A 24,563-nucleotide genomic window follows, 5' to 3' on the forward strand; every position below is an offset into this window, starting at 1 on the left:
CTTTATGATCGGCCCATCACCTTAGAGGCAATTTTCGAAAAAAACAGACTCATCCACGGTGCATCCGCTACACTTGGTGCACCTTACAAAACGCCATCGCTTTAATTGAAGTTACCCCGCCCGCTCGATCAGGTCGGCGGCGGAAAGAAGCCCCTGCTCTGTCACATAGGCCGTGACGTATTTCGCCGGCGTAATGTCAAAGGCCAGATTCCCGCCCGGTGAGAGGGTGAGTTTCACCCGTTTCATCTCACCGTTTTCATCCAGCCCATCAATATGGGTGACCTCGGTCGCGTCTCGCTCTTCAATCGGCACATCGCGGCCTGTCGGCGTGGAGGGGTCATAGGTTGTGAACGGCATGGCCACATAGAAAGGCACGTCGTTATCTGCCGCAGCGAGCGCCTTCAGATAGGTGCCAACCTTATTGCAGGCATCGCCATTTCGCGTCACGCGGTCGACGCCGACTATGCACATCTGCACCTGCCCGCGCTGCATGAGCAGACCGCCCGCATTATCCACGATCACTGTGTGTGGCACGCCATGCTGTTGCAGCTCATAAGCTGTCAGAAGCGCGCCCTGATTTCGCGGACGGGTTTCATCCACCCACACATGAATCGGAATGCCTTCATCGTGCGCGCGATAGATCGGCGCTGTCGCCGTGCCGAAATCCACCGTCGCGAGCCAGCCCGGATTGCAGTGAATGAGGATATTCACCGGTTTGCCCGGATTTTTCGCGTGGAGGTCACGGATGATCTGAAGGCCTGTCTCACCAATCGCACGGTTGGTCTCAACATCCTCATCACAGAGCGCATTCACCTTCTCATAGGCCGCTGCGGCGCGGGCCTCTGGCGCGAGCGAGCGCACATGCTCCCGCACCTGATCAAGCGCCCATTTCAGGTTCACTGCCGTGGGGCGGGTCGCAACCAGCATGTCGTATGCAGCATCGAGCCCTGCATCAGAGGCATCATCACGTAGCGCCATAGCCAGGCCATAAGCGCCCGTCATCGCCAGCAAAGGCGCGCCGCGTGTCCACATCTCTTTGATAGCCACAGCGCAGTCAGCCGGGCTTTTCAGCTCCACAATGGTCAGCTTCCAAGGCAGATCGCGCTGGTCGAAAATATGCACAGACCAGCCGTTTTCGTTCAGCCAGATGGAGCGATACGGTTTGCCATCAATTTTCATGGAATGCTCTCCCGCCCTCAGGCGATCTGAATATTGGCGAAGGTGTCGGTCTTGTTGCCCCAGATACCTTCATCAAGCTCGTGCTTACGGTCGAGAAGAACCGTCTGGAAACCAGCCTCGTCTGCAGCCTCAAGCTCGGCGACAACGTCAGACAGGAAGACGATTTCTTCCGGCGGGCGCTTCAGCTCTTTAGCGATTTTTTCGTAAGAGAGCGTCTCGCGCTTCCCGCCGGTTGTCGTATCGAAATAACCAGAGAAGAGCGGCGTGATATCGCCCGCTTCAGAGTGCCCATAGAGCAGCTTCTGCGCCGCAATAGATCCGGAGGAATAGACGTAAAGCGTTTTACCGGCTTCATGCCACCGCTTCAATCCTGCCACCGCGTCATCATAGATATGACCTTTGAACGCGCCCGTTTCGAAGCCTTCCTTCCAGATCATGCCCTGAATGGCTTTCAGCGGCGTCGCTTTACGGTCTTCATCGATCCAGCGAATGAGCACAGAGATAAGTTCGTCAGCCGTCAAATCCGGCGCGTCTTCTTCCTCGCGCACCGCATCAAGATGTTCCTGAATATCGCCTGCGTTCGCGCGCACGAAATCACCCATACGCTCACGCGCGTATGGAAACATCACATCATGCACAAAGCTGATCGAGCTGGTCGTGCCCTCAATGTCGGTAACGACGGCTTTGACGCCCTTCAGTGAAATCATGCGGCCATGAACTCGAAAGTCGGGAAGCCTTTGGCAATGCCGCTCTCGGTAAAGTTCGGCACCCAACCTTCTTCATTGTTGAAGAAGCGGATAGCGGCCAGGCGCGCATCCGGCCCCATGTCGAACCAGTGCGTTGTGTTCGCTGGCACGCTGATCAGATCATTCTGCTCACACAGCACCATGTGCACCTTGCCGTCCACACGCAGATAGAACACGCCCGCGCCTTCAATAAAGAAGCGAACTTCGTCTTCAGAGTGTGTGTGTTCGTCGAGAAATTTAGCGCGGATGGCGTCCTTGTTCGGCGTCTCTTCCGTCACGCGGATAATGTCGACCGTGGTATAGCCGCCTTCAGCGCAAATGCGCTCGACTTCGTCGCGGTATGCGGCCAGCACATCTTCCTGCGTGGCGTCGGCAGCAAAAGCTTCACGCGCCTCCCAGCGCTCGAAACGCACACCGATATCGTTCAGCGTAGACGCGATGGTTTCAAACTCGGTTGTATCGAGGACAGCCGTTTGCGGCGCAGTCTCTTCAAAAACAGTCAGTCTGCTCATTTCCAGAGTCCTTTCTTCGGGACGCCCTTAATCTTCAAAATCTCGACTTCAGCGGTCAGCATATGGTCGACAGCTTCGCACATATTGAAGCACGCCTCCATGTCCTTGCCCCAGACATAGAAGCCATGATCGCGAATGATATAGGCAGGCACAGGCAGATCGGCGATAAATTCTTCCAGAGTGTTTGCCAGCGCTGGCATATCCTGCGTGTTGTCGACCGCACGCAGACGCACTTTAACAGCATGGGTTTCAACGCCGGGAAAGGCTTTCAGCATCTCATAGCCCGCCAGCATGATATCGCCGTGCATGAGCCGCGTCAGCACAACGCCCGCCGTAGAGTGCACGTGCAGAATGGCGTTCGCATCCGGATAATGCTTGTAAATCTGGGTATGCAGCAGCGTCTCGGCAGAGGGCTTCTTCTCTTCCAGAGCTTTGCCTTCGGCATCTACGCGCATCACATCCTGAATGTGAAGACGGCCCTTATGATTGCCAGACACTGTCACCGCGAATGCGCCATCATTCAGGCGCATGGAGTAATTTCCACTGGAGGCAGGCGCCATGCCTTTTGCATCCAGAAGACGCCCCGCCTCGCAGATATGGCTCGCGGCGGTATCGAAATCGACAGGCCCGTCAGACTTCAGGCTGATCATTTTGCAAACCCTTTCCGTAGCAGCTCAACAGCCAGCTCCAGCGTTTCCGGCTTCTTACAATAGACGAAACGGATTTTGGCGCGCCCGTCTGCTTTATCGCGATAGAAGCTGGAGCCCGGCACGGTTGCAATACCGACTTCATCAATCATCCATTTGGCAAAGGCGACGTCGTTATCGTGGCCGGTCCGCGCCATCAGCTCGGATGCGTCCGTCATGATGTAATAAGCGCCCTGCGGATGGTAGCAGGTAAAGCCAATCTCCTGCAAAACCGGCATCAGAATATCGCGCTTCAGCGCATAGGTCGCGCCAAGCTCGCCATAATAGTCATCGCCAAAGCGCAGCGCATGGGCTGCGCCCTCCTGCAGAGGCGCCGCGGCGCCCACGGTAAGGAAGTCGTGCACCTTGCGAATAGCGTCAGAAGCATCCGGCGGCGCGATGATCCAGCCAATCCGCCAGCCTGTCGCCGAATAGGTTTTGGACAGACCAGTGATCGTCACCGTGCGCTCTGCCATGCCCTCAATATCGGCCATGCGCAGATGCGGGCCTTCATAAATGATGTGCTCGTAAATCTCGTCCGTGATCGCGACGACATCCCATTTCTGGCAAAGCTCGCCAATGAAGGTCAGCTCCTCTTTTGAGAAGACTTTGCCCGTCGGGTTAGATGGCGTGTTGATGATGATGGCGCGGGTCTTGTCGTTAAAGGCGGCGGCCAGCTCTGCCTCATCAAAGCTCCAGTCTGGCGCGCGCAGTTTCACAAAGCGTGGCACAGCGCCTGACAGGATCGCGTCAGGGCCATAATTCTCATAGAACGGCTCGAAGACGATCACCTCATCGCCCGGATCAACCAGCGCCATCATGGTCGCCATCATCGCTTCGGTCGTGCCACAGGTGACGGTAATTTCGCGCTCTGTATCAGGGCGTACGCCGTAATGACGCTCTGTCTTCTCGGCGATGGCGTTGCGCAGATTCACAGTGCCCCAGGTGATGGCATACTGGTTGAAATCCTCGCGGATCGCCGCAACAGCCGCCTCTTTCAGCGCTTCAGGCGCCGCAAAATCCGGAAAGCCCTGCGCAAGGTTCACGCCCGGTTTATCGCCGCCGCGCGCATTGAACTGGCGCGTCATACCGCGAATGACAGACTCGGCGAATACGCCTGCTTTCTTGGAGGTGTGAATTGGCATGGATTTCTGTGACCCTTCTTATAGCCGCGCTTCACCCGCTTATGGCGCAGATGAGCTGCTATTTCCATGGTGGATTATCCCCATCCATGAAGGCCGCGCGATTTATCAGGTCTGCGCTTCGGCGCAATAACTACTCCCGCAGCAATATCTCGTAATAACCCGACATGAGCGCCTGAAGGCGTGCGCGGCCCTCATCAGATAGTCGGTTGAGTTTGTGCCGCTTGTTTTCCGCGTCAGTGATCACTTCGACCAACCCGTCCGAAACAAGCGCGCCAAGCGACCGGCTGACCACCGGCGAGGATACATCAATTCGATCCACAATCTGCGAATGCTGGAGCCCTTCATGCGCGCCGTCCAGAATGACAAGGATCAGAAAGCGCGTAAGGGAGAGATCATGTTCGCGGAAGAAATCATCGAGGTCACGCAGGAGGAGCGAGGCTTTGCGGAGCATTTCCAGCTGGCTCGAAATCTGCGGCTCTGATCCGGCCGGAAAATGCTCGCGATAATTCATCAGAAGCGACTGCGTTGGCAGGTATTTCAGAAAGAACATTTACACCACCTCTGATAGACGCATAAAAGTTTTGCGCATCATTAGAGCGCACAGCCATCAGGGGGAAGACATGGCAGGAATTTCAGACATTTACTATATCGGTGACCTCGATTTTGCCGATGTTTATGAAATGGAACGCGACGATGAACCAATGCCGTCAGTTGATGTTTTTTCCGCCAAAAATCTTAGCTTGATTGAACTCTGTGAACTTGGTCAGGTTCTGGGTCTCGGTTCATTTGACGAGATGATGGCTGGATTTAAAGACGCGTTTGTCGACGAAGAAGCAGGTTGTGGTGCATTGATCATCCCAGAAAAGCTGGTCCGTAAGATCAAAAGCCTGTCTGTGTATGAGATCGGAAGCGCCGCGGAAGCGTGGAGCAAATTCGAACAGTTTCAGCATATGTTGCCGCCTCAGACCTTATCAAATCCGCCTAAAAAGCGTGGCCTGTTTGCGCGAATTTTTAAGTTGAAAACAGAGGTGCCAATTGTTCAAGAACCGGCGGAAAACGGAGTTAAGCCACGACTTGTTGAATACCTCATCAGACTTCAGACCTTTCTGAAGACGCGAAACGAACCGGCTTATCTCTTCATGACACCCTGAAGGCACTCTATGCGAAAGCCCGTTCGCGTGAGCAATTAAGAACAGCATTCAGCGCGACCCTTAGCGAATCCCTAGCCTGTTTTTTTGGAAGGGAAGCGGACGATCACAAGAACGAATATGGATCGATATCCACCTGCAGGCGCGCCTGCGCAGGCAGTCTGAGCGCGGCTTTCCATACGCTCATATAAGCGGAGAGATCAACATTGAGCTCGGATCGGACAAGGAAACGCCAGCGCCACCGCCCGCGCAGCACGCCGATAGGTGCAGGCGCAGGGCCCCAGACTTCGACGCCATCCGCATTTGGCGCGACCATGCCGAACTCTTTGGCAAGACGGGCGGCTTCATCCTCGCCCGGAAACGACAGAATGACAGCTGCAAGCCTGCCATAAGGCGGCATGCCCATCATCTCGCGCATTTCCTCTTCGCAGGCGAGGAAGCTGTCGCGGTCGGTTGCAGCCAGCGCCTGCATGAGCGGAGCATCCGGATCATAGGTTTGGAGCATGGCGCGGCCCGGCTTTTCAGCGCGCCCTGCACGGCCTGCCACCTGAGAGAGAAGTTGGAAGGTGCGCTCACCGGCGCGAAGGTCGCCGCCCTTCAGGCTGGCATCGGCATCGACAACGCCAACAAGGGTGAGCCCCGGAAAGTTGTGTCCTTTAGCGATCATCTGTGTACCGATGAGCACATCAATCTGGCCCTGCTCCATCCGATGGATGAGCGCGCGTAGATCGTCGCCGGACTGGATCGTATCTGACGATAAAAGCTCGATACGGGCTTGTGGCAATTTGGTGCGGACCTCTTCGGCGACGCGCTCAATGCCAGGGCCAACGCCCATGAGAGAATCCCGCGCACCACATTTCGGGCAGGCGGCAGGACGCCTCATTGAAAAGCCCGTCAGGTGACAGACAAGGCGGTTCGTATAGCGGTGTTCGGTGAGCCAGCTTTCCGTGCCCGGCGTCTTTAATTTGTCGCCGCACGCCTTGCAGATGACGAGCGGAGCATAGCCGCGACGGTTCAAAAACAGGAGAGACTGCTCACCCGCGCTCAGAACGTCTGCCATATTGCGTACGAGCACGGGCGAGAGCCAATCCCCTCGGTCGGGGGCTTCGGACCGCATGTCAATGAGGCTGACCTCAGGCAGGCGGGACACCCCCGGCCTAGCAGCTAAGCGCAGATAGTCAAACCGTCCGGTGCGCGCATTATGCAAAGTTTCGAGCGCTGGCGTGGCGCTGGCGAGGATAACTGCAAACTTTTCAAAGCGTGCGCGTGCCACACATAAATTTCGCGCATGATAGATAACGCCGTCTTCCTGCTTGTAGGATCCGTCATGTTCCTCATCCACAATGGCGAGACGCAAATTCGGAAACGGCAAAAAAAGTGCAGACCGGGCACCAACAACGATGCGAGCCCGCCCGTGAGCAACCTCCCGCCACGCACGGCGACGGTCTGCATCGCTAATGCCTGAGTGCCATTCAACCGGGCGCGCACCGAAGCGGGCCTCAAAGCGTTTCATGATCGCCTGAGTAAGCGCGATCTCTGGCAAAAGGATCAATATCTGCGCGTCAGGGTCGGCGCGCAGTGCCTCTGAGATCGCTTCGAAATAAACTTCGGTTTTGCCCGAACCGGTCACGCCATCGATCAGGGAGACATTAAAGCCATGCTCACGAACACGGCGGCGCAAATGCTCTGCAGCGCTTTCCTGTTCGTCAGTCAGTTCAAACCCCTGCCCTTCGGCATTCGGGACAGGGTAAGGCGGATCAATGGGGCGGTAGTCCGTACCCAGAACATCAAGGTCGACCAGACCTTTCACAACGGAGGTAGACACGCCCACTTCACGGCCAAGCTCGGCCTGCGTCATAGGCGGGTTGCCTTTTACAAACTCAAGAACGCGTTCGCGCGCAGCCGTCAGCCGCTTTGGCGCTTCCGTGGAAGGCTTTTCAAGAACCACCGTTTCCATTTTGGACGGGTAAAGCGAGGCGGGAGAACGAAGCACCATGCGCAGGACACCACCCGGATTGGAGCAGGTATATTTCGCTGACCAGTCGATGAAGTCTCTGAAAGGCTTTGAAAAAGCGGGCGACGGATAGGATGCATAGAGCTCTTTCAACTCGCGCAGCCCGTCTTCTTCCTCGCAAACGTCCCAGACGACGCCCAGACGTTCCTGCGCTCCCAGTGGTGCACGCACAACAGAACCTGGCTCGACATGCATCTCTTCAGGGATGGCATAGTCAAACGGCTCTGGCAGAGGCAAAGTAAAAAGGACTCGGGCGTAACGCATGGAGGAGAGATTGGGCGTAAGCGGGCTTCAAGAAAAGAGGCTGTTAACGCCCTTCCACGACAATCTGCACAATGAATGCATCTGACACGCCTGCGACCGACCTGTTTTCCGACTTTCTCGAACATATCGAGAAGGAGCGAGGCATGTCTGCGCACACGGTGACGGGATATCGTCATGACATCGGATCATTTGTCGGCTTCCTAAACCGGAATAACCCGAAGCCCGTGACAGGACAGGATCTGGAAGCCGTCCATCCAAGACGTGTTCGCTCATGGCTGGCCGAACGGCGCGAAGACGGTGCGGATGCTGCGGCCACTCTGGCTCGTGCTCTATCAGCACTTCGCGCATTCTATCGCTGGCTTGATGTCGCCCACGGGTTGGAGAACGCCAAACTGCTCGCCATGTCGGGCCCTAAGCTCAAATCGCGGCTTCCCCGCCCGACCAGCGAAGAGGACACCGCAAACCTGATCGCTCTGGCCGGCGACATGCAGGAAGAGCCATGGCTTGGCGCGCGTGATACCGCGCTTTTGACGCTAATTTATGCGGGCGGCCTGCGTATTTCCGAGGCGCTGTCTCTCACGGGAGACCTGACGCCCGCCCCCGCCGAGCTTCGCATCCTGGGCAAGCGCAACAAGGTTCGGATTATCCCGCTTATGGATGTCGCGCGTAACGCTATGGACGCCTACGCAAAGCTCTGCCCGTATAAGATGGGCGCGGAGACGCCATTCTTTTTTGCCGTACGCGGAGGCCCGATGAGACCACGCGCGGCACAAGCGCTAATGCAGCAACTTCGCGGCGCGCTGGGCCTGCCCGAAAGCGCAACGCCGCATGCGCTGCGCCATGCCTTTGCCAGCCATCTTCTCGCCCATGGCGGAGATTTGCGGTCCATTCAGGCCCTGATGGGTCATGCCAGCCCGTCAACAACGCAAGTCTATCTGGGCGTTGAGGATGCCCGTCTCACCCGTGCCCATAAGCTGGCACATCCACGCGCCTGACGTCTCACGTACATCCACTTTGAAAAACAAAGTTGACATTTATCGAAAAACAATTACTCTGAAATTCAAAGTGATTTGTGGAGACTAAAATGAACTCGAAACTAGCCGACGATCTGGAATATGTTCGCACCATTGCCGAAGCCGGTCAGGAAGCACCCTCAACATCAGGCCGATTCGCAACGCTTTGGTTTCTTCTGGTGACAAGTGCACTGCTCGCGCACTGGGCCCTCGCAAAAGGTTTTATTGCGGGCTTAGATGAACGCTGGGCAGGCGCTATCTGGATGACAATGGGTATCGCCGGCGGCATTGGCAGCTTTATCTTGCGAAAGACAGCATCGGATTTACCAGGCCAGTCAGCCCCTGCAAATCGGGTAGACCGTTCAACGTGGCGCGTTGCATCAATCGGGCTTTTCTCATTTGCGATCACGATTGCAGTCGCTGTGAGTGTCCGGTCGGATCTGGGCGTTGATCTGTTCGATGCGATTATGCCTGCAGCATTCCTTGTCTATGGCATTAGCTATGCTGCGACTGCAGCGTTTTCTAAAGAAGCAGGCAGATGGCTCCCTGTCATTGTGTCTATTGCCTTCGCCTGCATTACAGTCGCTTTGTTCGGCCTTAGCGATACTTATCTCGCGGCGGCGATAGGCACCCTGCTCTGCTGGCTGACGGGCGGCGCGCGCCAGCTGCTTAACGAGCCGAAGTCCGTGGTGTAACTCGCAATGAGTGACACATCCGACAACCCTTTCGACCATGGCGAGATTGATGATGCCATTCACGGGCGGCTTCGCCTCGGCATCATGGCCTATCTCTCTGCAGCATCGCCAGCAATCTTCGGCGAGTTGAGAGACAAGGTGAACGCCACGGATGGCAATCTCTCAACCCATCTGCGCAAGCTCGAAGATGCAGGATATGTGGAGATAGAAAAGCGCTTCGAAGGCCGACGCCCACAAACGCGTATCCATCTGACCGATACCGGCCGGAAAGCCTGGCTCGACTACCTCGCAAGACTTCGCTCGCTGCTCGACGCCGCCGAGTAGATACAAAAACAGGCGGGCATGCCCCCCGGCACCCGCCTGTTTCGTCCCTGATCAGCTATCGCTGTTAAGCGACCACCTCAGGAAGTGCTCTGCAGAACTTATCCACGTCTTCGATAAAGCCCATCGAAACGCGGGTCCATTCATTATAGTCCATGTACTGGCCACGAACCGAGATCATCCGGTCAGCCATTGCCTGCTGAACGGCGTTAGCCTCTTTACCCGACTTAAAGTAGACGAAGTTCGTCTGAGACGGCAGATACTCGAGACCAAGCGTATCTAAGGTTGTTGTAACCATTTCTCGGGCTTCGACAATCTTTGCCTTTGAATAATTTACAAATTCCATGTCGTTATAGCTGCCGATCGCCGCTGCGATCGATGTAGATGGCGTCCAGCTCATCACGACAGACTGAATTTTCGCCGCGGTTTCAGGCGCCGCAATCAGATAGCCCATACGGATACCCGCCATGCCATAAAGCTTGGAGAAGGTACGCGTAACAATCACATCATGGCCTTCTTTGATGAGCGGAACACAGGTCGTGCCTTCCTCATCATCGGCCAGCTCGATATAGGCCTCGTCCACAATGACAGGCGCCTTCGCCGCCATGCGTGCGACTGCCGCGCGGATTGTATTGCCCGGCATCACAAGGCCTGTCGGGTTGTTCGGGTTACAAAGCTGAACGGCGCCCGTGCTTTCAGTAACCGCAGCCTCCATAGACGAAAGGTCGATCTCCATATCCGCCGTCAGCGGGATGCGTTGAATGTCCGCCATGCCAAGGTTAGCCGCATAAAGCGCTGTCGTATCCCAGAATAGACGCGGCGCTACGATTGGGCCATTCGGACCGTATGTCAGCGCGATTGCAGACAGGATCTCGCCGGAACCTGTAGAGAGCGCGATATGATCAGGCGTCACACCATGGCGCGCCGCGATCATGGCTTTCAGTTCTTCGGTCGCGCCCTGCGCCGTATAGTAAGCACCTTTGGACGCCGCATACGCGATCATGTCTTTGGCAGACTGCGCCGGACCATAAGGATTTTCATTGCGCGACAGAAGCGCAACGCCCTGAGGCGCCCCGAGCAGATACGGGTTTTCCACCGCAGCATTTTCTGGCGTGAATGCGCCCTGAGCGACCGCCGCACCGTTCGTTGAAGTGGCGCAAGCTGTCAGGCCTGCGACTGCTGCGCCTGCTGATCCTGTCAGCAGAAAACGTCTTGATAGATCAAATGCCATGTCCGTAACTCCCTTTTACCTTTCCGTTCTGATCTCTCATCAACCCGCGACGGCCTTGTAGAAAACGTATGCTGAGGTCGCGATCAGGTAGATTCCGAAGTATCGTTTGAGCTTCACGCCATCGAGACTGTGCGCGAGCTTGGCGCCAATAGGCGCGGTGAAGATCGACATGCTGACAATGGAGAGCGCAGCAATCAGGTTCACATACCCGATAGACCCGGGCGGAAGCCCTGCCTCACCAAAACCGACGATCATATTACTGATAGTGCCTGGCACCGCGATGATAACACCAAAGCCCGCCGCAGTCGCGACAGCCTGGTGGATAGGTCGCTGACAAGCCGTCATCACCATGACAGCAGGCGTACCGCCACCGATACCGAGTAGTGCCGAAAACCCGCCAAGGAATGTTGCGATTGGAGCCAGCACGAAGCCTTTCGGCATTTCAGCGCTGAAATGAAACCGGACATTGCCCTTTGCCGGGAACACGAAGTGCAGGCCCATCAGGAAAACGCCAACCGAGAAGATCAGTTTGAGCGCTGAACCGTCCAGCACACGTGTCAAAATTGTTCCGAGAATGGCCCCTATAGTCAGCCAGGGGGCCCAGTCCCTGATAATCTGCATGTCGACCGCGCCTTTTTTATAATGCGCCTGTGCCGACCTGAAGCCTGTAACCACAATGGTTGCGAGTGATGTTGCGACAGCCATCTTCATCAGAATGGAGTCGCTGAAATCAAAGAACTCAAACACCACGATAAGCGTTGGAACGACAACAAAACCGCCGCCAATGCCAAATAATCCGGCTACCAACCCTGCTGCCAGACCGGCCCCCATCAAAATGAGGACCATCTGCACCAGCTGGAGCCAACTGTAATCACCCAAGAAACCACATCCCAGACTGAGTTGCATAAATCGCCTTCGACCAAACTATCGCTAAAGGCGAGGCTGAGGCGGGTATTTCCCGCCTCAATCCATTTATTCTGATGGTTGCCCCATTTTTCCGCAGTGACACCGCAGGACGGCACAAACCATCATCAAACCCTCAGCTTGATCAGAGGTCCGCGCGAAGCTTCAGGTAGTAATAGCCACCCTGCCAGTCGACGACTGAGTCTGAGCGATAGATACGACCACAGCAGCTGTCGCCAATCGCCGGATCTGCCGCATCCGGATACTCGTCGAACACGTTACGTGCACCGAGAGACAGACGAACCGCATCGCTGATCTGGTAGGAGGCTTCTACGTCGACCAGAACTTCAGGGCTGAAGTTCTGGATGAGGCCGGTCGCTCCACCACTGTCAGAGTTGTCATACTCGCCATAATAGTTAGCACGACCAAGGAAGGTCCAAGGACCCGCTTCGTGCAGGACAGAGAACACACCGCGCCATTCCGGCTGACCGTTTTCAAAGTCGAACGTATCTTCTGCGTTGAACACTGACGCACTACCATCGAACTCGGTCTGGTTGTAGTTCACAGAGGCCGTAAACGCAGTGGAAGAGCCTTCGGTAAATGACGTATTGTACGTACCTACAATATCGACACCCTGAGTGATGGTATCAAACGCGTTCTGGAAGTAGAACACGCCGCCGATTGATTCAGCACCAGCAACACCTGCGCCAGCGAGCGCGAGATAGTTCTGATAGGCTGTACCAGCACCCGGATCATTAGAAACGTCGCGAGTAGAGATCGCATTCACACGATCTTCCAGTTCGATGCGGTAATAGTCGACTGTCAGAGACAAATCTCCCCAGCCGCCGGTGAAACCGAACGCATAGTTAGTGGAGGTCTCCGGGCCAAGCGGCGATGCACCAAGTGCCTGAGCGATAGTACCACCCGCTGGGAAGAGACCTGTTGCGACGGGGAACCCGTTTGGCAGACGTGTGGACACGTTCGTCGTACCTTGTTGCCCCGGCGTTGGAGCGCGGAAACCTGTGCCAACAGAGCCACGAAGACCCATGGTTTCAGTCAGATCGAATTGACCTGCAACTTTCCAGACAAGTTCTGAATCGAAGTCGGAATAGTCTTCGAAGCGAATAGCCCCCTGAAGGAAGAGGCGATCTGTTACGTCACCGGAAAGATCGACATAGGCTGCATAGGAATCACGCGTGTATTCGCCAGAGAACGCTGGAGAGTATCCAGGGAAACCGTTCGAGCCGACGCCAACAACCTGATAAACAGGGTCACTTGTATCTGCACAATTCAGTGTAGAGCCGTTTGCGATAACGGCCAGACCTGCTGCGGTCGGCGCACCGGCATTACAGAAACCCCACGGGTCTGGTGTAGCATAAGGACCGGTCTGGTAAGAAGCAGGGTCACCGCCGACAAGTTCATAGGATTCATCCATGAAGCTACCGCCAAACGCAAGTGTCAGCGGGCTTGCCAATGAAGCAAACTCCAGATCGTACGCAAAGTCCGCCTGCAGCTGGAACTCTTCGTTGATCAGATCGCCTGGATTGAAACGTGTCGGAGACATGTTGCCGAGCGACGGGTTGACCGTGTTCGCAAGCGTATACTGGATTTCATTGTGACCCAGTCGGCCGCTAATATCGTATGAAAAGCCGTCAAACCACTCACCTTCAATCCCGACCACACCGGAATAGTCGATAACGTCACCGAAGAAGCGGGGTGTAAAACCGCCCGGGAAGAAAGAGAGTGGGCTCCAGAGAGAACCGTCTTGAAGACGGAGATTCTCAATCGTCCCATTGCCGGGATAGCGATAGAAAAATGAGCCATCTGCAGAGCTCTTGGAGTAGCTGGCGAACGCGTAGAGCGATGTATATTCGTCCAGATCATAACCTGCATTCACGAAGCCACGAAGCGCTTCCGAGCTTGGCTGCCCCCATGGCTGAACGACATCGCCGAAACCAATGTTGGCATCTGGCAGACCAGCCGCAAATGTCGCTGGATCGTAACCCGCGAGCGTTGTGTCGAAAGAACCACCTGTCAGGAAGCGAGGATCGTTCGGGTCAACACATGCCCATGACTCACAATACTCCGCACCGCGAGACGTCGCATCTGATGTGGACCGCTCAATAGAGAAGTTTGCGAAGCCATTCTCACCAAGTGGAACACCGAAGTTTGCAGCAGTCACAAACTGGAAGCCATCGCCCTCATAATATTGACCCGTTTCCGCGGTGATCGTTGCCCCTTCAGCATCATCCTTCAGGATAAAGTTGATAACACCTGCGATCGCGTCAGAACCGTAAAGCGCGGCAGCACCATCACGAAGAACCTGTACGTTCGCGAGAGCGATTGCTGGAATTGTCGCAATGTCCGGCCCTTGCGTACCCGAACCACCGATCTGAACGAGCGCTGCACGGTGGCGACGGTGACCGTTCACAAGAACAAGCGTTTTATCCGTCGGCATGCCGCGCAGCTGTGCTGGACGAACAAAGGTACCACCATCCGAAATTGGCTGGCGTGACAGAGAGTAGGATGGAACCAGTGTACGGATGATGTCGTTAGCATCCGTGAATGGAACGTTTTCGAGTTCCTCGGAGCTGAGAACATCAACCGGAACCGGCGAATCTGTAACCGTGCGCGGCTGACCACGAACACCCGTTACAATGACGTTTTCCTGAACCGCTTCCTCATCTTCCTGCGCGAGAGATGCAGGTGCGAACAGCGCTGCGCCCATCGCCATAGCGATGACTGATGTCATCAGAAGTTTGTTATTGCGTTGACCCATAACTTATTTCCCCAGTCAGATAGCCAGCCTGGAGGACACGCGACTCCACACACGAGTTACGTTTCCGACCAGAGTTCTGGCGAACTAAACATTTGCTGAAAAAGTGCTGCCCGGCCCTTGGGCTGCGATGTAAGGAAATCCCGGATCGTAAATAGCACCCCCCATTGGACGCCGACCGAGACTTCAATTCACGAGCCTAGCCCACCAGCGAAACCAGACGCTGTAAACTGTCATGCATTTTTGCTTTGGGGAGGGATGTATTGCTGCATTCTTTTGATGCAGTGCGATAATTTAACGGTCATTTAATGAGCAGGCGCAGCAGAGGCGGCCCTGTCAGTCGAGCAACCCAGATAGCGCAAGATAGCTTTCTGCAACTTCTCGCATTGTCTTGCTTTGTTTCATCGCAGTTTTTCTGAGGATGTCATACGCCTCTGATTCTTTTAAGCCGCGCTGCTCCATCATGACGCCCTTGGCGCGATCGATGACTTTGCGCGCTTCGAGCGTACCCTTGGTTTCCGCCAGCTCGACCTGTAGCTTGCGCGACTGCTGGAAGCGTTCACGCGCAATCGCCGCAAGCGTGCCGATGCGATGAGGCTGCATTCCGTCAATAACACAGGAACTCGCGCCAGCACGTAGCGCCTTCTGAGCATCTGCCGCCTCGCCCGATGCTGAGAAGATAAGAACCGGACACGGAGACCGCGCTTGCAAAGCTGAAATCTGCGTGAGCATTTCATCATCAATCACATCACAATCAATAATGAGGAGCGTATTCTCGGAGAATCCTGAAAAATGGCCTTTTAAAAAGGCTTCGCGATAGATGATCGAAAAGGCGCTGTCCGCAAACGCTTTGGAGAAGACATCAAAATGCCCCGCCCCAAAGGACACGATCACTACTGATTCTGACACTACACTGCCGCCCGACATCGTCGTCACGCCTTCACTCACCAAAGTCTCGTCGCCGCCAATGGCGAAAAATACAGGTTGAAAAGACTATCGACCTCATTGTCAGTATTCGCACCCAATAAATCGATCAGAATGCTTCGAGAGAAAGTATCGCCCAAAAAAAATGCCTCTCCTGATCACAGGAAAGGCATTTCATGAGAGAAAATTGCCGCAGATTACATCTGCATCGTCCAGCCTTCGACACCCATTGCCGCCTGACGGATCGCCTCAGACAGAGTCGGGTGAGCATGGCAGGTGCGCGCAACGTCTTCAGAAGACGCCTTGAATTCCATCGCAACACAGATCTCGCCGATCAGTTCACCAACGCCGACGCCCAGCATGTGGACGCCGAGAATTTCGTCAGTTGTAGCGTCTGCGAGGATTTTTACAAAACCCTCGGTTTCGTGGTTACAGCGCGCACGGGAGTTCGCCATGAATGGGAACTTGCCGGTTTTGTACTTAATACCAGCGTCTTTGAGTTGCTGCTCGTTCTTGCCGACCCACGCAATCTCTGGACTTGTGTAAACAACGCTTGGCACAAGATCATAATCAACGTGACCCGCTTTACCTGCGATCAGTTCGGCAACGGCAGCGCCATCGTCTTCAGCTTTGTGCGCCAGCATCGGGCCAGCAACACAGTCACCAATCGCCCAGACGCCTTCAACATTCGTCTTGAAGTGATCAGTCGTATCGATCACGCCGCGCTGGTTTACACCAACGCCGATTGTTTCAAGGCCGAGACCTGCAGTATACGGCTTACGGCCGATCGCCATGATCACGACGTCAGCGTCCAGTTGCTCTTCATCGCCGCCCTTCGCAGGCTCGACTGAGACTTTCAGCTTTGTCTTCAGCTTCTCAATGCCGGTCACTTTCGTGCCCATGCGGAATTTGAGACCCTGCTTTTCAAAAATGCGCTTGGACTGTTTGGAGATTTCCGCGTCGGCGCCTGGCATGATGTGGTCGAGGAATTCGATCACTGTCACTTCAGAACCAAGACGTGACCAGACTGAGCCCATCTCAAGACCGATAACGCCAGCCCCGATCAGGGTCAGCTTTTTCGGAATTTCTTTCAGAGACAGAGCACCAGTGTTCGTGACGATGCGCTCTTCATCAATCTCGATACCTGGCAGGCTTGCAGGCTCAGAGCCTGTCGCGATGACGATGTTCTTCGCGCCGACGTTCTCAGTGCCGCCAGCATTCAGTTCGATCTCGACTTCACCCTTGCCGACAATCTTACCTTTGCCTGCATAGTGCTTGACCTTGTTCTTCTTCATGAGGAAAGCGACGCCTTCGGTAAGGCCTTTCACAGCCTCGTCCTTCTGAGCCATCATTTTCTCAAGGTTCACAGCGAGGCCGGACACTTCAATACCCATGCCTTCAAAGTCATTCTTCGCAGCAGCGTAATACTCAGACGCGTGCAGAAGCGCTTTGGAAGGAATACAGCCAACGTTGAGGCAGGTACCGCCCAGCGTGTCACGCATTTCGATAATCGCAGTTTTCAGTCCAAGCTGACCGCAACGGATTGCGCAGTTGTAACCGCCGGGGCCGCCCCCGATAATAACGACGTCATAAGTTTCAGACATATTATTCAGACTCGCTGGCTTGGATTTTCTTTCCCCTCTCCTACTCCCCTAGGGCTACAGGTCAATGACCAAGAGGTATTAGAAGGGCTGAACCGGCAGGTTTCTTCCGGTTTTATCGAAACTTATAAATGCCCGCCGTCAGGACAAGCAGAACACCAGACCAGATCGCCTCATCCAGCCATAAAGACACGTCTCCGCCGACGGCGACAATCGCGCCAGTCAGAAGCAGAAAACACAGCGTTCCAAGTGTCACCATGAGGCGTGAGAGCCAGCGCTTTCCTGCCAGACCGATCAATGCCCCCAACAGGAGTAGCAGAGTGCCCACAAAACGCAGGAGGAACGGAATGTCCGACGTCAGACTTTCCAACCCGTCAGGGCGGCGCGCCATGATAAAATTAATATACACGCCAGCCTGATACAAAAGGTATGCGCCGCATGCCGCGATCAGCAGAGTGAAGATAATTCTCATCATTTCAGGGCCTCCCTGATCGGCACCCTAGCACGGATCAGAGTTTGAAGATGCCCTCAATGATGGTCACCGCCTGCCCTGCAAGAAGCACCCGGTCTCCATCAAGGCGGGTATCAATACGCGCGCCTCGTCCCGGATATGCCTGAAAGCATCGGAAGGTCGATTTGTCTGTTCGCTCAGCCATGACGGCTGTCAGCATGCAATGCCAGCTGCCCGTGGCTGGATCTTCATCAATGCCGGAACCCGGGGCAAAGAAGCGGGAGGTCACATCAACATCTTCGCCACCATCGGCGAAACACCCGAAATTGCCCCGCTCCCATCTACCCTCACCGCTCAGTGCAGCCAGTTTGGAGAGGTCGGGCTTGAGCGCCAGAACCTCTTCGACGCTGGCAAACTCGGCCGCAAAGAAAGAGCCCGCCCATGCTGCGACAGGGCGCGCGCCCAGCGCCTCCGCAATATCTTCGGTGATTTCAGTTTTGCTTATTGCTGGTGCAGGAAAATCCATCAGATAGCCGACTTCAGTTTTCTGAACGATCAGCTCTCCGGCTTTTCGCGTTTCGAAAATGATCTTCGACCCGTCAAAGTCCATATGATCAAACAAAGCATGTGCTGAAGCGAGCGTTGCATGCCCGCAGAGCGGCACCTCAACCGTTGGCGTAAACCAGCGCAACTTCCAGCGATTGCCCTCGACAGGCACAATGAAAGCCGTTTCAGGCACGTTGTTTTCTGCGGCGATCGCCTGAAGAACCTCATCGTCAGGATAGGCATCCATAGGCATAACGCAGGCAGGGTTTCCCATCAGCGCGCGAGCCGCAAACGCATCAATCTGAAAAATAGGATATTCAGCCATGGATTTGATCCTTTCAGGATGTACCTTCTCTCACAATGATTAGACCGGCTTTCTGATTTTACCAGAATTCAATTCTGCTATCTCGATCAGAAATTCTAAGGTCGGCCGCAGCGAACAAAGGTATGTATATGCATTGGGCAAATCTACTCATCGGCCTCGGGCTTGCGTCCGGCATGATGATCGCCGCTCAAGGCGCGATCAATGGTCGGCTGAGCGCAGCCATAGGCGGGCCGGTTCAGGCGGCGACGGTTTCCTTCTGCGTCGGGCTGACCTGTCTGGTTATTGTGAACACGCTACTGGGAAACCGGTTCGCATTTTCTAATGCGGTATCATCACTTCCCTGGTGGGCATGGATTGGCGGCGCGCTAGGTGCGGTCATGGTCACAAGCTCGGCGCTTGCAGTGCCTCGTATTGGCGTTGCTGCGTGGGTGAGCGCCGTTATTGCAGGCCAACTTCTGGCCGCGGTTCTCTATGACCAGTTCGGTGCTTTTGGTCAGACGGTGCGTCCCGCCACACCGCTACGTCTGCTGGGCGTCGGGTTTCTTATTGTCGGCGTCTATCTGGTGCGCCGCTTCTAAATCTATTTCGGGCCGTAGAGCCGCTGAAAGCTCTCAGAGAAATAACTTATTTCGGCCTCGGGCAATGCCGCCTGAAGCGCCCACCAGATCGCAAGCCCCTCATGTTCGAAGCGGCTCTGCGCGTCCGGCGTGTTAAATCCTGATCGGGATGGATCGGTCTGATTAAAAGTCGCCGAATACGCGTCCGCCCACTCTTCAATCCGCTTCACCAGTGCTTCAGCAAGCCCCAGCACTGCCGGATCGACATTGCAGTATTGCCCGCCTGACGTTTCCCAGATCGGCCATGCTTCGTAGTCCGCCATCAACTTAAAGCGACGCATGCCTTAGCGCTCGGCTTCCAGTGGCCAGCCATGATTGACCGGTCCATGTCCCTGCCCGAGCGGTTTCGCGCTTTCAATCGCCTTCAAAAGATAGTCACGCCCGGCGGCAACCGCATCCGGAAGCGCTTTGCCCAAACCGATATGTGTGGCGATTGCAGACGCGAGCGTGCATCCCGTTCCATGCGTGCTGGTCGTTTCAATGCGCAGGCTTTCGAAAAAGAACTCGTCATATTCTGTCTGCAGTACATCGACGATGACATCCCCGCCGACATGCCCGCCTTTAACAAGCACTGCTTTGGCGCCCGTTTCGAGCATACGTTCTGCTGCGCGGCGTTGGCCATCAACGCTTTCGACGGCTTTCCCCGACAGAATTTCAGCTTCCGGTACATTGGGCGTCAGCAGAAATGCGCCCGGAACCAGAAGATTTTTCAACACGTCGACAGCATCTGACGCCAGCAATCTGTCACCAGAGGTCGCCACCATGACAGGGTCAATCACGCGAGGCGTTTCAGCCGCAAAATCATTCAGAACGCCCGACACGGTCTCGATTGTTTTTCTGTCACCCAGCATGCCGGTTTTGATCACATCAGCGCCGATATCAGACAGCGTCACCTTGATCTGCCCAGCGATGGCATCTTGCGGAACAGGAATGACGCTGTACACGCCTTGCGTATTCTGCACCGTGATTGCGGTGACCGCTGTCATCGCGAAACCGCCATTCATAGCGATGGCTTTGATGTCCGCCTGAATACCCGCCCCACCGCCAGAATCAGATCCCGCGACGGATAAAATACGTGCCGGCGAATTCGCTGATCTTGTTTCTGTCACTTTCCCAAACCTGAGCGTATCACTTTGAGAGAAAAGCCCGGCAGTTAGCCGGGCTTTTGTAAGATTTATGCCGGTTCAGGTGAGCCGTCGCCGACACCGCCATCACCGTCTTTCTTCTTGCGCGAACCGGTGATCGGTACCGCAGAAGACGGGCCTGGCATGTCATCTTCGTCCTCAGGACGTTCAGGCTTTTTACCGTTGAGCAGATCATTGATCTCGTCGCCGGTCAGTGTCTCGTACTCAAGAAGACCTTCAGCAATCGCAACCCAATCATCTTTATAATCAGTCATGATGCGGCGGGCTTCATCCATACCCGTCTGAACGAGATGGCGGACCTGCTCCTCAATCTTCTTGGACGTTTCCTGCGAAATCTGGGTCGGGCGATAAGGGTCATCGCTTTCGCCATAATCAATCGGGCCAACTTCATCGGACAGACCAAACTGGGTGACCATTGCACGGGCAATTCGTGTTGCCATTTTGATGTCAGAAGACGCGCCAGACGTGACATTCTCTTCGCCAAACGCGATTTCCTCAGCAACGCGGCCACCCATGAGAACAGCCAGACGCGATGTCATTTCCTGACGGGTCTGAGACAGCTTGTCGTCAGTCGGAAGCTGCATAACCATACCCAGCGCACGGCCACGTGGAATGATCGTCGCTTTGTGGACAGGGTCCGTTGCCGGCATTTTCAGACCAACAATGGCGTGCCCTGCTTCGTGGTAAGCTGTGAGACGCTTTTCCTTGTCAGACATGACCATTGAGCGGCGCTCAGGGCCCATCATGACCTTGTCTTTCGCGTCCTCGAACTCCTTCATGGAGACCATACGCTTGCCGCGGCGTGCAGCCAGCAACGCTGCCTCGTTCACAAGGTTCGCGATATCCGCACCCGAGAAGCCCGGCGTACCACGCGCGATAACCTTCGCATTGACGTCTTTCGCCGTCGGAACGTTACGCATGTGGACTTTGAGGATTTTCTCACGGCCGATAATATCCGGATTACCAACAGTGATCTGACGGTCAAAACGGCCCGGGCGCAGAAGCGCAGGGTCCAGAACGTCAGGACGGTTGGTAGCCGCGATGATGATAATGCCTTCATTAGCTTCGAAGCCATCCATCTCAACGAGCAGCTGGTTCAGCGTTTGCTCGCGCTCGTCATTGCCGCCGCCAATACCGGCGCCACGCGAACGACCGACAGCGTCAATCTCGTCGATGAAGATAATGCATGGTGCGTTTTTCTTCGCCTGCTCGAACATGTCGCGGACACGGCTTGCGCCAACGCCCACAAACATTTCAACAAAGTCCGAACCGGAAATCGTGAAGAATGGAACGTTCGCTTCACCCGCAACAGCACGTGCTGTCAGGGTTTTACCCGTACCCGGAGGGCCAACAAGCAGAGCGCCTTTAGGAATTTTACCGCCAAGGCGCTGGAACTTTGAAGGGTCTTTCAGGAATTCAACGATCTCCTGAAGCTCTTCCTTTGCCTCATCAATGCCCGCGACATCATCAAATGTCACACGGCCATGACGTTCGGTCAGAAGGCGCGCCTTGGATTTGCCAAAGCTCATCGCACCGCGACCACCGCCGCCCTGCATCTGACGCATCAGGAAGAACCAGAGGCCAACGATGATGATCAACGGAAGAATAGAACCAACCAGATCCCAGATATTGAAGCCGCCGCCTGGCTCTTCATAGGAAATATTCACGCCCGCCGCGTCCATCTGCTCGACAAGGTGATCCTGCGAGTAGGCGCGCGTGGTGAAACGCTGATCGGTGATTGTGACGCCATGAACGGTGTAGCCATCCACATCCACGCTGCGCACTTCACCGTTGCGGGCGCGCTCAAGGAGTTCAGAATAGCTGATCTGGGTGCCGCGCTCTGCTGTATCTGTCGGCTGCAGATACGAAAAGAGTGCGATCAGAAGGGCAGCAATGACAGCCCAGAGGGCGATATTGCGCATGTTCATGTGTTCAGGCTTTCTTCTTCAAAAACGTTGCTTTGTATAACATAGGTAAGGAATATCAGGAAAACGACTCCCTTTGGCGAGTTTCAGTCGCAAAAAACTGCGCTTTGAACTGCAAAAGCTTATAAAAGCGCGCCTGCGAAAGGTCTCTTGGGCAGACTGACGCGCCATCTTCCAAATGTGGGACTTCAGTTACCTCACCGGCATCATTTAGAATGACCGGCAGACTATGTCTGATATCGTAGCGCGGCAGACTTCCCCTATCAAGCGAACGCGGCACTTCTCGCGTTTCCCATGAGGCGATCAATGATTGCCCGCCGCAATTGTCGGCTCGAGTTAACAGGGTTCGCCCTTTCCAGACTTCAGAGCTTTGAGGTTCGAGACTCAAAACGTCTGCGAGCGGAACAGGTTCCGGTGCAACGAGACAAACTCCATCACGCACCTGCAGACGGCAACCATGCAGCGTTCGCCCGGCTTCACAGCCCGACAGATCAATCAGTGCCCCTGCTTTTTCCTGACGCGGCAAAGCCTCTTTCCCGCCGACAGCCGTCAGAAGCGCCATCAGAAATCGCAGGCGCAGCGCTGGCTCCAGTTTCAAAAATGCAGGCACGTCAAATTCGGCTGCTCCGCCGACGAGGAAATCGACGTGTTGAGCCGCCCAGCCAGTCATCTGATCGGTATCGCTTATGCGTTGGGAGATTGCATGACCGAGCACCCTTTCCAGCCGTTTGACCTCATCAGGATTATCGCTGAGCAGATTGCGCACCCGCACGCGTTCAAACGCAGTATTGGTATTGGACGGGTCTTCCACCCATTCTGCGCCAAAACTCTTCAGAAACTCACGCAAATCATGTCGCCCTGCCGTCAGCAGCGGACGCACCAAGGAGAGGTCATACCCTTCAGGCCAGACGGGCAACGGCGCGACATCTGCCATGCCCGCAAGGCCATAGAGACCCGATCCTGCGCCTTCACGGATGAACACCGTTTCCAGCTGATCATCATAGGTGTGACCTGTGGCAATCGCAGCCAGCCCATGTGCACGGGCATTGGCTGCCAGCGCTGCATATCGCGCGCGCCTTGCCTGCGCCTGCGAGACGCTTGCAGCGTCGTCCCATTTGAGGGTCAGAATGTCATGAGGAATATCAAGCCGATTGCAGACATCACCGACCATTTCAGCCTCGGCGCGCGCTTCAGGCCGCAGCCCATGGTCTACCGTTGAAACACGCATAGCGGACTTGATGACGTCTGGGAGACTGGCAAACGCATAGAGTAGCGCCAGCGAGTCACTGCCACCGGAAACGGCGAGCAATAGCCCGCCGCTTAAATCGTCTTCATAGAAAGAGACAAACTGTGAGAGCCGCTCAATAACAGACCGGCCCTTCACGTCAGATCGTTCAGTTACAGCCGGCAAGTTGTTCCTGCACATTGGCTGCCTGCATTGTTCGTGCGGACACATCACCAATCTGGTCGATGCGCGAGAGGAACTGACAGGCGCGGTTCGTATCGCCGACCTCAACCAGCGCGCGGGCGAGTTTCACTACGCCATCCGCGCGGCGCGGGTCTTCTGGGAAGTCACGCACAAAAGAGGTGAGGAAGCGCGCGGAGCCTTCATAGTCACCTTCCTGATAGAGGACTTCGCCAAGCCAGTAATGGACCTCGCCAGCCTGCGGATCATCGCCGAACTCGTCGAGAAAAGCGCGGAATGCCTGCTCGGCACCTGTATAATCAAAATTCAGAAGGCGGTTACGTCCGAGTTCGTAAAGCGCGCCCGCTTCACCCGGAAGCTGACTTGCTGGCAGAGTGCCAAGGCTGCCTTCTGGCAAGCGTCCGTCCGGACCGCGTGTAAATGGAGCTGTCTGCGTTGAGCCTGTGGCAGCGCGACCGCCAGAGAGAGCGGTCTGACCATCGGGCGAAGTGTTCGGCACAGCCGTTTCAGGGCGTCCCGGCTGGGTGTAGCGGACACTTCCGTCACGCGTCTGGATATTGCGCGGACCTGTTGGAACTTCCGGCGCGACCTGCTGGAAGGATGGACGCGGCTGGCCTGTCGGAGCCTGCCCCGAGTTCACCGAGCTGGCACCTGCAGCGAGGCGCGCATTGATCGTATCAATCCGTTCGTTCAGGCTACGGAAATCTTCCTGCAACTGCTCGCGGGCATTTTCACTTTCAGACAGACGGTATTCAAGCTGCTCTATACGCCCCGTGAGGCGGGAGATTTCGGCTTCAAGATCTACCACCCGCGCGCTCTGGCGAGATAACTGATCCTGCATATCCTGCTGCGTCTGATAGGAAGAACTGCCTTCACCGAAACGGATCGGCGCGTTGGATTGCGCCATGGCAGGAGCGGAAAGGAGCACCAGTCCCAGTGCTGCGAGAACGGAATGACGTGCGTGTTTCAT

24 protein-coding genes are annotated in these 24,563 nt (G+C 55.5%); 5 read left to right on the top strand and 19 right to left on the bottom strand.

What is annotated here, in order from left to right; translation table 11 throughout:
* Nucleotides 1-111: 111 nt before the first annotated feature.
* The 6 genes from mtnA to G523_RS0102155 form a co-directional block, all read right to left on the bottom strand.
* The gene (mtnA, locus tag G523_RS0102125) at nucleotides 112-1,179 is read right to left on the bottom strand and encodes an S-methyl-5-thioribose-1-phosphate isomerase (RefSeq protein WP_022693369.1); all 1,068 of its coding nucleotides are present in this window, start codon (nucleotides 1,177-1,179) and stop codon (nucleotides 112-114) included.
* 17 nt (nucleotides 1,180-1,196) lie between these two features.
* A complete protein-coding gene (gene mtnC, locus G523_RS0102130) occupies nucleotides 1,197-1,886 on the bottom strand; it encodes an acireductone synthase (protein ID WP_022693370.1) in 690 nt (229 codons plus the stop codon).
* Nucleotides 1,883-2,437 carry a 1,2-dihydroxy-3-keto-5-methylthiopentene dioxygenase gene (locus tag G523_RS0102135; protein WP_022693371.1) on the bottom strand — a complete coding sequence of 185 codons (555 nt, stop codon included), beginning with the start codon at nucleotides 2,435-2,437 and terminating at the stop codon, nucleotides 1,883-1,885. The genes mtnC and G523_RS0102135 overlap by 4 nt, the downstream gene beginning before the upstream one ends.
* A complete protein-coding gene (gene mtnB, locus G523_RS0102140; protein WP_022693372.1) occupies nucleotides 2,434-3,087 on the bottom strand; it encodes a methylthioribulose 1-phosphate dehydratase in 654 nt (217 codons plus the stop codon). The genes G523_RS0102135 and mtnB overlap by 4 nt, the downstream gene beginning before the upstream one ends.
* A complete protein-coding gene (locus G523_RS0102145) occupies nucleotides 3,084-4,268 on the bottom strand; it encodes a pyridoxal phosphate-dependent aminotransferase (RefSeq protein ID WP_022693373.1) in 1,185 nt (394 codons plus the stop codon). Before G523_RS0102145 ends, mtnB begins: the two co-directional genes overlap by 4 nt.
* A 130-nt stretch (nucleotides 4,269-4,398) precedes the next feature.
* The gene (locus G523_RS0102155) at nucleotides 4,399-4,818 is read right to left on the bottom strand and encodes a MarR family winged helix-turn-helix transcriptional regulator (protein WP_022693375.1); all 420 of its coding nucleotides are present in this window, start codon (nucleotides 4,816-4,818) and stop codon (nucleotides 4,399-4,401) included.
* A 70-nt stretch (nucleotides 4,819-4,888) separates the two neighbouring features.
* On the opposite strand from G523_RS0102155, the gene G523_RS0102160 reads away from it, so the two are divergent.
* A complete protein-coding gene (locus tag G523_RS0102160) occupies nucleotides 4,889-5,419 on the top strand; it encodes a hypothetical protein (protein ID WP_022693376.1) in 531 nt (176 codons plus the stop codon).
* A 103-nt stretch (nucleotides 5,420-5,522) separates the two neighbouring features.
* On the opposite strand, the gene G523_RS0102165 is transcribed toward G523_RS0102160, so the two are convergent.
* Entirely contained in the window at nucleotides 5,523-7,694 is a 2,172-nt protein-coding gene (locus tag G523_RS0102165) for a primosomal protein N' (protein WP_027441376.1), read from the bottom strand.
* Nucleotides 7,695-7,765: 71 nt separating this feature from the next.
* Here G523_RS0102165 and G523_RS0102170 point away from each other — a divergent pair, with 71 nt between their 5' ends.
* The 3 genes from G523_RS0102170 (at nucleotide 7,766) to G523_RS0102180 (ending at nucleotide 9,726) form a co-directional block, all read left to right on the top strand.
* On the top strand, nucleotides 7,766-8,689 hold the full coding sequence (locus G523_RS0102170; RefSeq protein WP_022693378.1) for a tyrosine recombinase XerC: 924 nt from the start codon (nucleotides 7,766-7,768) through the stop codon (nucleotides 8,687-8,689).
* 89 nt (nucleotides 8,690-8,778) lie between these two features.
* Complete coding sequence (locus G523_RS0102175) at nucleotides 8,779-9,402, top strand: hypothetical protein (RefSeq protein ID WP_022693379.1); 624 nt, start codon at nucleotides 8,779-8,781, stop codon at nucleotides 9,400-9,402.
* A gap of 6 nt (nucleotides 9,403-9,408) precedes the next feature.
* Entirely contained in the window at nucleotides 9,409-9,726 is a 318-nt protein-coding gene (locus tag G523_RS0102180; protein WP_022693380.1) for a winged helix-turn-helix domain-containing protein, read from the top strand.
* Nucleotides 9,727-9,790: 64 nt separating this feature from the next.
* Here G523_RS0102180 and G523_RS0102185 read toward each other — a convergent pair whose 3' ends face one another.
* The 7 genes from G523_RS0102185 to G523_RS0102215 form a co-directional block, all read right to left on the bottom strand.
* Complete coding sequence (locus G523_RS0102185) at nucleotides 9,791-10,954, bottom strand: pyridoxal phosphate-dependent aminotransferase (RefSeq protein WP_022693381.1); 1,164 nt, start codon at nucleotides 10,952-10,954, stop codon at nucleotides 9,791-9,793.
* Between the two features lie 39 nt (nucleotides 10,955-10,993).
* Nucleotides 10,994-11,833: a sulfite exporter TauE/SafE family protein gene (locus G523_RS0102190; protein ID WP_022693382.1), complete on the bottom strand. Its 840-nt coding sequence runs from the start codon at nucleotides 11,831-11,833 to the stop codon at nucleotides 10,994-10,996.
* A 169-nt stretch (nucleotides 11,834-12,002) separates the two neighbouring features.
* Complete coding sequence (locus G523_RS0102195) at nucleotides 12,003-14,636, bottom strand: TonB-dependent receptor plug domain-containing protein (RefSeq protein WP_022693383.1); 2,634 nt, start codon at nucleotides 14,634-14,636, stop codon at nucleotides 12,003-12,005.
* Nucleotides 14,637-14,969: 333 nt separating this feature from the next.
* A complete protein-coding gene (locus G523_RS17575) occupies nucleotides 14,970-15,542 on the bottom strand; it encodes an ANTAR domain-containing response regulator (RefSeq protein ID WP_162141016.1) in 573 nt (190 codons plus the stop codon).
* Nucleotides 15,543-15,754: 212 nt separating this feature from the next.
* A complete protein-coding gene (lpdA, locus tag G523_RS0102205) occupies nucleotides 15,755-17,161 on the bottom strand; it encodes a dihydrolipoyl dehydrogenase (protein WP_022693385.1) in 1,407 nt (468 codons plus the stop codon).
* A gap of 112 nt (nucleotides 17,162-17,273) precedes the next feature.
* Nucleotides 17,274-17,633 carry a hypothetical protein gene (locus tag G523_RS0102210; RefSeq protein ID WP_022693386.1) on the bottom strand — a complete coding sequence of 120 codons (360 nt, stop codon included), beginning with the start codon at nucleotides 17,631-17,633 and terminating at the stop codon, nucleotides 17,274-17,276.
* A gap of 34 nt (nucleotides 17,634-17,667) precedes the next feature.
* The gene (locus G523_RS0102215; protein WP_022693387.1) at nucleotides 17,668-18,480 is read right to left on the bottom strand and encodes a PhzF family phenazine biosynthesis protein; all 813 of its coding nucleotides are present in this window, start codon (nucleotides 18,478-18,480) and stop codon (nucleotides 17,668-17,670) included.
* 128 nt (nucleotides 18,481-18,608) lie between these two features.
* Between G523_RS0102215 and G523_RS0102220 the strand changes: the two genes are divergently transcribed.
* Nucleotides 18,609-19,058, top strand: coding sequence for a DMT family transporter (locus tag G523_RS0102220; RefSeq protein ID WP_033232567.1), 450 nt, complete (start codon nucleotides 18,609-18,611; stop codon nucleotides 19,056-19,058).
* 2 nt (nucleotides 19,059-19,060) lie between these two features.
* On the opposite strand, the gene G523_RS0102225 is transcribed toward G523_RS0102220, so the two are convergent.
* The 5 genes from G523_RS0102225 to G523_RS0102245 all read right to left on the bottom strand — a co-directional run bounded on the left by G523_RS0102225 (nucleotide 19,061) and on the right by G523_RS0102245 (nucleotide 24,563).
* Complete coding sequence (locus G523_RS0102225) at nucleotides 19,061-19,378, bottom strand: hypothetical protein (RefSeq protein WP_022693389.1); 318 nt, start codon at nucleotides 19,376-19,378, stop codon at nucleotides 19,061-19,063.
* Between the two features lie 3 nt (nucleotides 19,379-19,381).
* Nucleotides 19,382-20,206: a bifunctional hydroxymethylpyrimidine kinase/phosphomethylpyrimidine kinase gene (gene thiD, locus G523_RS0102230; RefSeq protein ID WP_022693390.1), complete on the bottom strand. Its 825-nt coding sequence runs from the start codon at nucleotides 20,204-20,206 to the stop codon at nucleotides 19,382-19,384.
* A gap of 65 nt (nucleotides 20,207-20,271) precedes the next feature.
* On the bottom strand, nucleotides 20,272-22,170 hold the full coding sequence (gene ftsH, locus G523_RS0102235; RefSeq protein ID WP_022693391.1) for an ATP-dependent zinc metalloprotease FtsH: 1,899 nt from the start codon (nucleotides 22,168-22,170) through the stop codon (nucleotides 20,272-20,274).
* 55 nt (nucleotides 22,171-22,225) lie between these two features.
* Nucleotides 22,226-23,578, bottom strand: a complete 1,353-nt coding sequence (tilS, locus tag G523_RS20015) for a tRNA lysidine(34) synthetase TilS (RefSeq protein ID WP_022693392.1) — start codon at nucleotides 23,576-23,578, stop codon at nucleotides 22,226-22,228.
* The gene (locus tag G523_RS0102245; protein WP_022693393.1) at nucleotides 23,562-24,563 is read right to left on the bottom strand and encodes a tetratricopeptide repeat protein; all 1,002 of its coding nucleotides are present in this window, start codon (nucleotides 24,561-24,563) and stop codon (nucleotides 23,562-23,564) included. The genes tilS and G523_RS0102245 overlap by 17 nt, the downstream gene beginning before the upstream one ends.

Origin of the sequence: Ponticaulis koreensis DSM 19734 (genome assembly GCF_000420665.1) — a bacterium.
Classification (GTDB): domain Bacteria; phylum Pseudomonadota; class Alphaproteobacteria; order Caulobacterales; family Hyphomonadaceae; genus Ponticaulis; species Ponticaulis koreensis.

Bases quoted from the DNA above. Each gene is read 5' to 3' on its own strand.
- mtnA (WP_022693369.1), bottom strand. From the start codon at position 1,179: ATGAAAATTGATGGCAAACCGTATCGCTCCATCTGGCTGAACGAAAAC.
- mtnC (WP_022693370.1), bottom strand. From the start codon at position 1,886: ATGATTTCACTGAAGGGCGTCAAAGCCGTCGTTACCGACATTGAGGGC.
- G523_RS0102135 (WP_022693371.1), bottom strand. From the start codon at position 2,437: ATGAGCAGACTGACTGTTTTTGAAGAGACTGCGCCGCAAACGGCTGTC.
- mtnB (WP_022693372.1), bottom strand. From the start codon at position 3,087: ATGATCAGCCTGAAGTCTGACGGGCCTGTCGATTTCGATACCGCCGCG.
- G523_RS0102145 (WP_022693373.1), bottom strand. From the start codon at position 4,268: ATGCCAATTCACACCTCCAAGAAAGCAGGCGTATTCGCCGAGTCTGTC.
- G523_RS0102155 (WP_022693375.1), bottom strand. From the start codon at position 4,818: ATGTTCTTTCTGAAATACCTGCCAACGCAGTCGCTTCTGATGAATTAT.
- G523_RS0102160 (WP_022693376.1), top strand. From the start codon at position 4,889: ATGGCAGGAATTTCAGACATTTACTATATCGGTGACCTCGATTTTGCC.
- G523_RS0102165 (WP_027441376.1), bottom strand. From the start codon at position 7,694: ATGCGTTACGCCCGAGTCCTTTTTACTTTGCCTCTGCCAGAGCCGTTT.
- G523_RS0102170 (WP_022693378.1), top strand. From the start codon at position 7,766: ATGAATGCATCTGACACGCCTGCGACCGACCTGTTTTCCGACTTTCTC.
- G523_RS0102175 (WP_022693379.1), top strand. From the start codon at position 8,779: ATGAACTCGAAACTAGCCGACGATCTGGAATATGTTCGCACCATTGCC.
- G523_RS0102180 (WP_022693380.1), top strand. From the start codon at position 9,409: ATGAGTGACACATCCGACAACCCTTTCGACCATGGCGAGATTGATGAT.
- G523_RS0102185 (WP_022693381.1), bottom strand. From the start codon at position 10,954: ATGGCATTTGATCTATCAAGACGTTTTCTGCTGACAGGATCAGCAGGC.
- G523_RS0102195 (WP_022693383.1), bottom strand. From the start codon at position 14,636: ATGGGTCAACGCAATAACAAACTTCTGATGACATCAGTCATCGCTATG.
- lpdA (WP_022693385.1), bottom strand. From the start codon at position 17,161: ATGTCTGAAACTTATGACGTCGTTATTATCGGGGGCGGCCCCGGCGGT.
- G523_RS0102210 (WP_022693386.1), bottom strand. From the start codon at position 17,633: ATGATGAGAATTATCTTCACTCTGCTGATCGCGGCATGCGGCGCATAC.
- G523_RS0102215 (WP_022693387.1), bottom strand. From the start codon at position 18,480: ATGGCTGAATATCCTATTTTTCAGATTGATGCGTTTGCGGCTCGCGCG.
- G523_RS0102220 (WP_033232567.1), top strand. From the start codon at position 18,609: ATGCATTGGGCAAATCTACTCATCGGCCTCGGGCTTGCGTCCGGCATG.
- G523_RS0102225 (WP_022693389.1), bottom strand. From the start codon at position 19,378: ATGCGTCGCTTTAAGTTGATGGCGGACTACGAAGCATGGCCGATCTGG.
- ftsH (WP_022693391.1), bottom strand. From the start codon at position 22,170: ATGAACATGCGCAATATCGCCCTCTGGGCTGTCATTGCTGCCCTTCTG.
- G523_RS0102245 (WP_022693393.1), bottom strand. From the start codon at position 24,563: ATGAAACACGCACGTCATTCCGTTCTCGCAGCACTGGGACTGGTGCTC.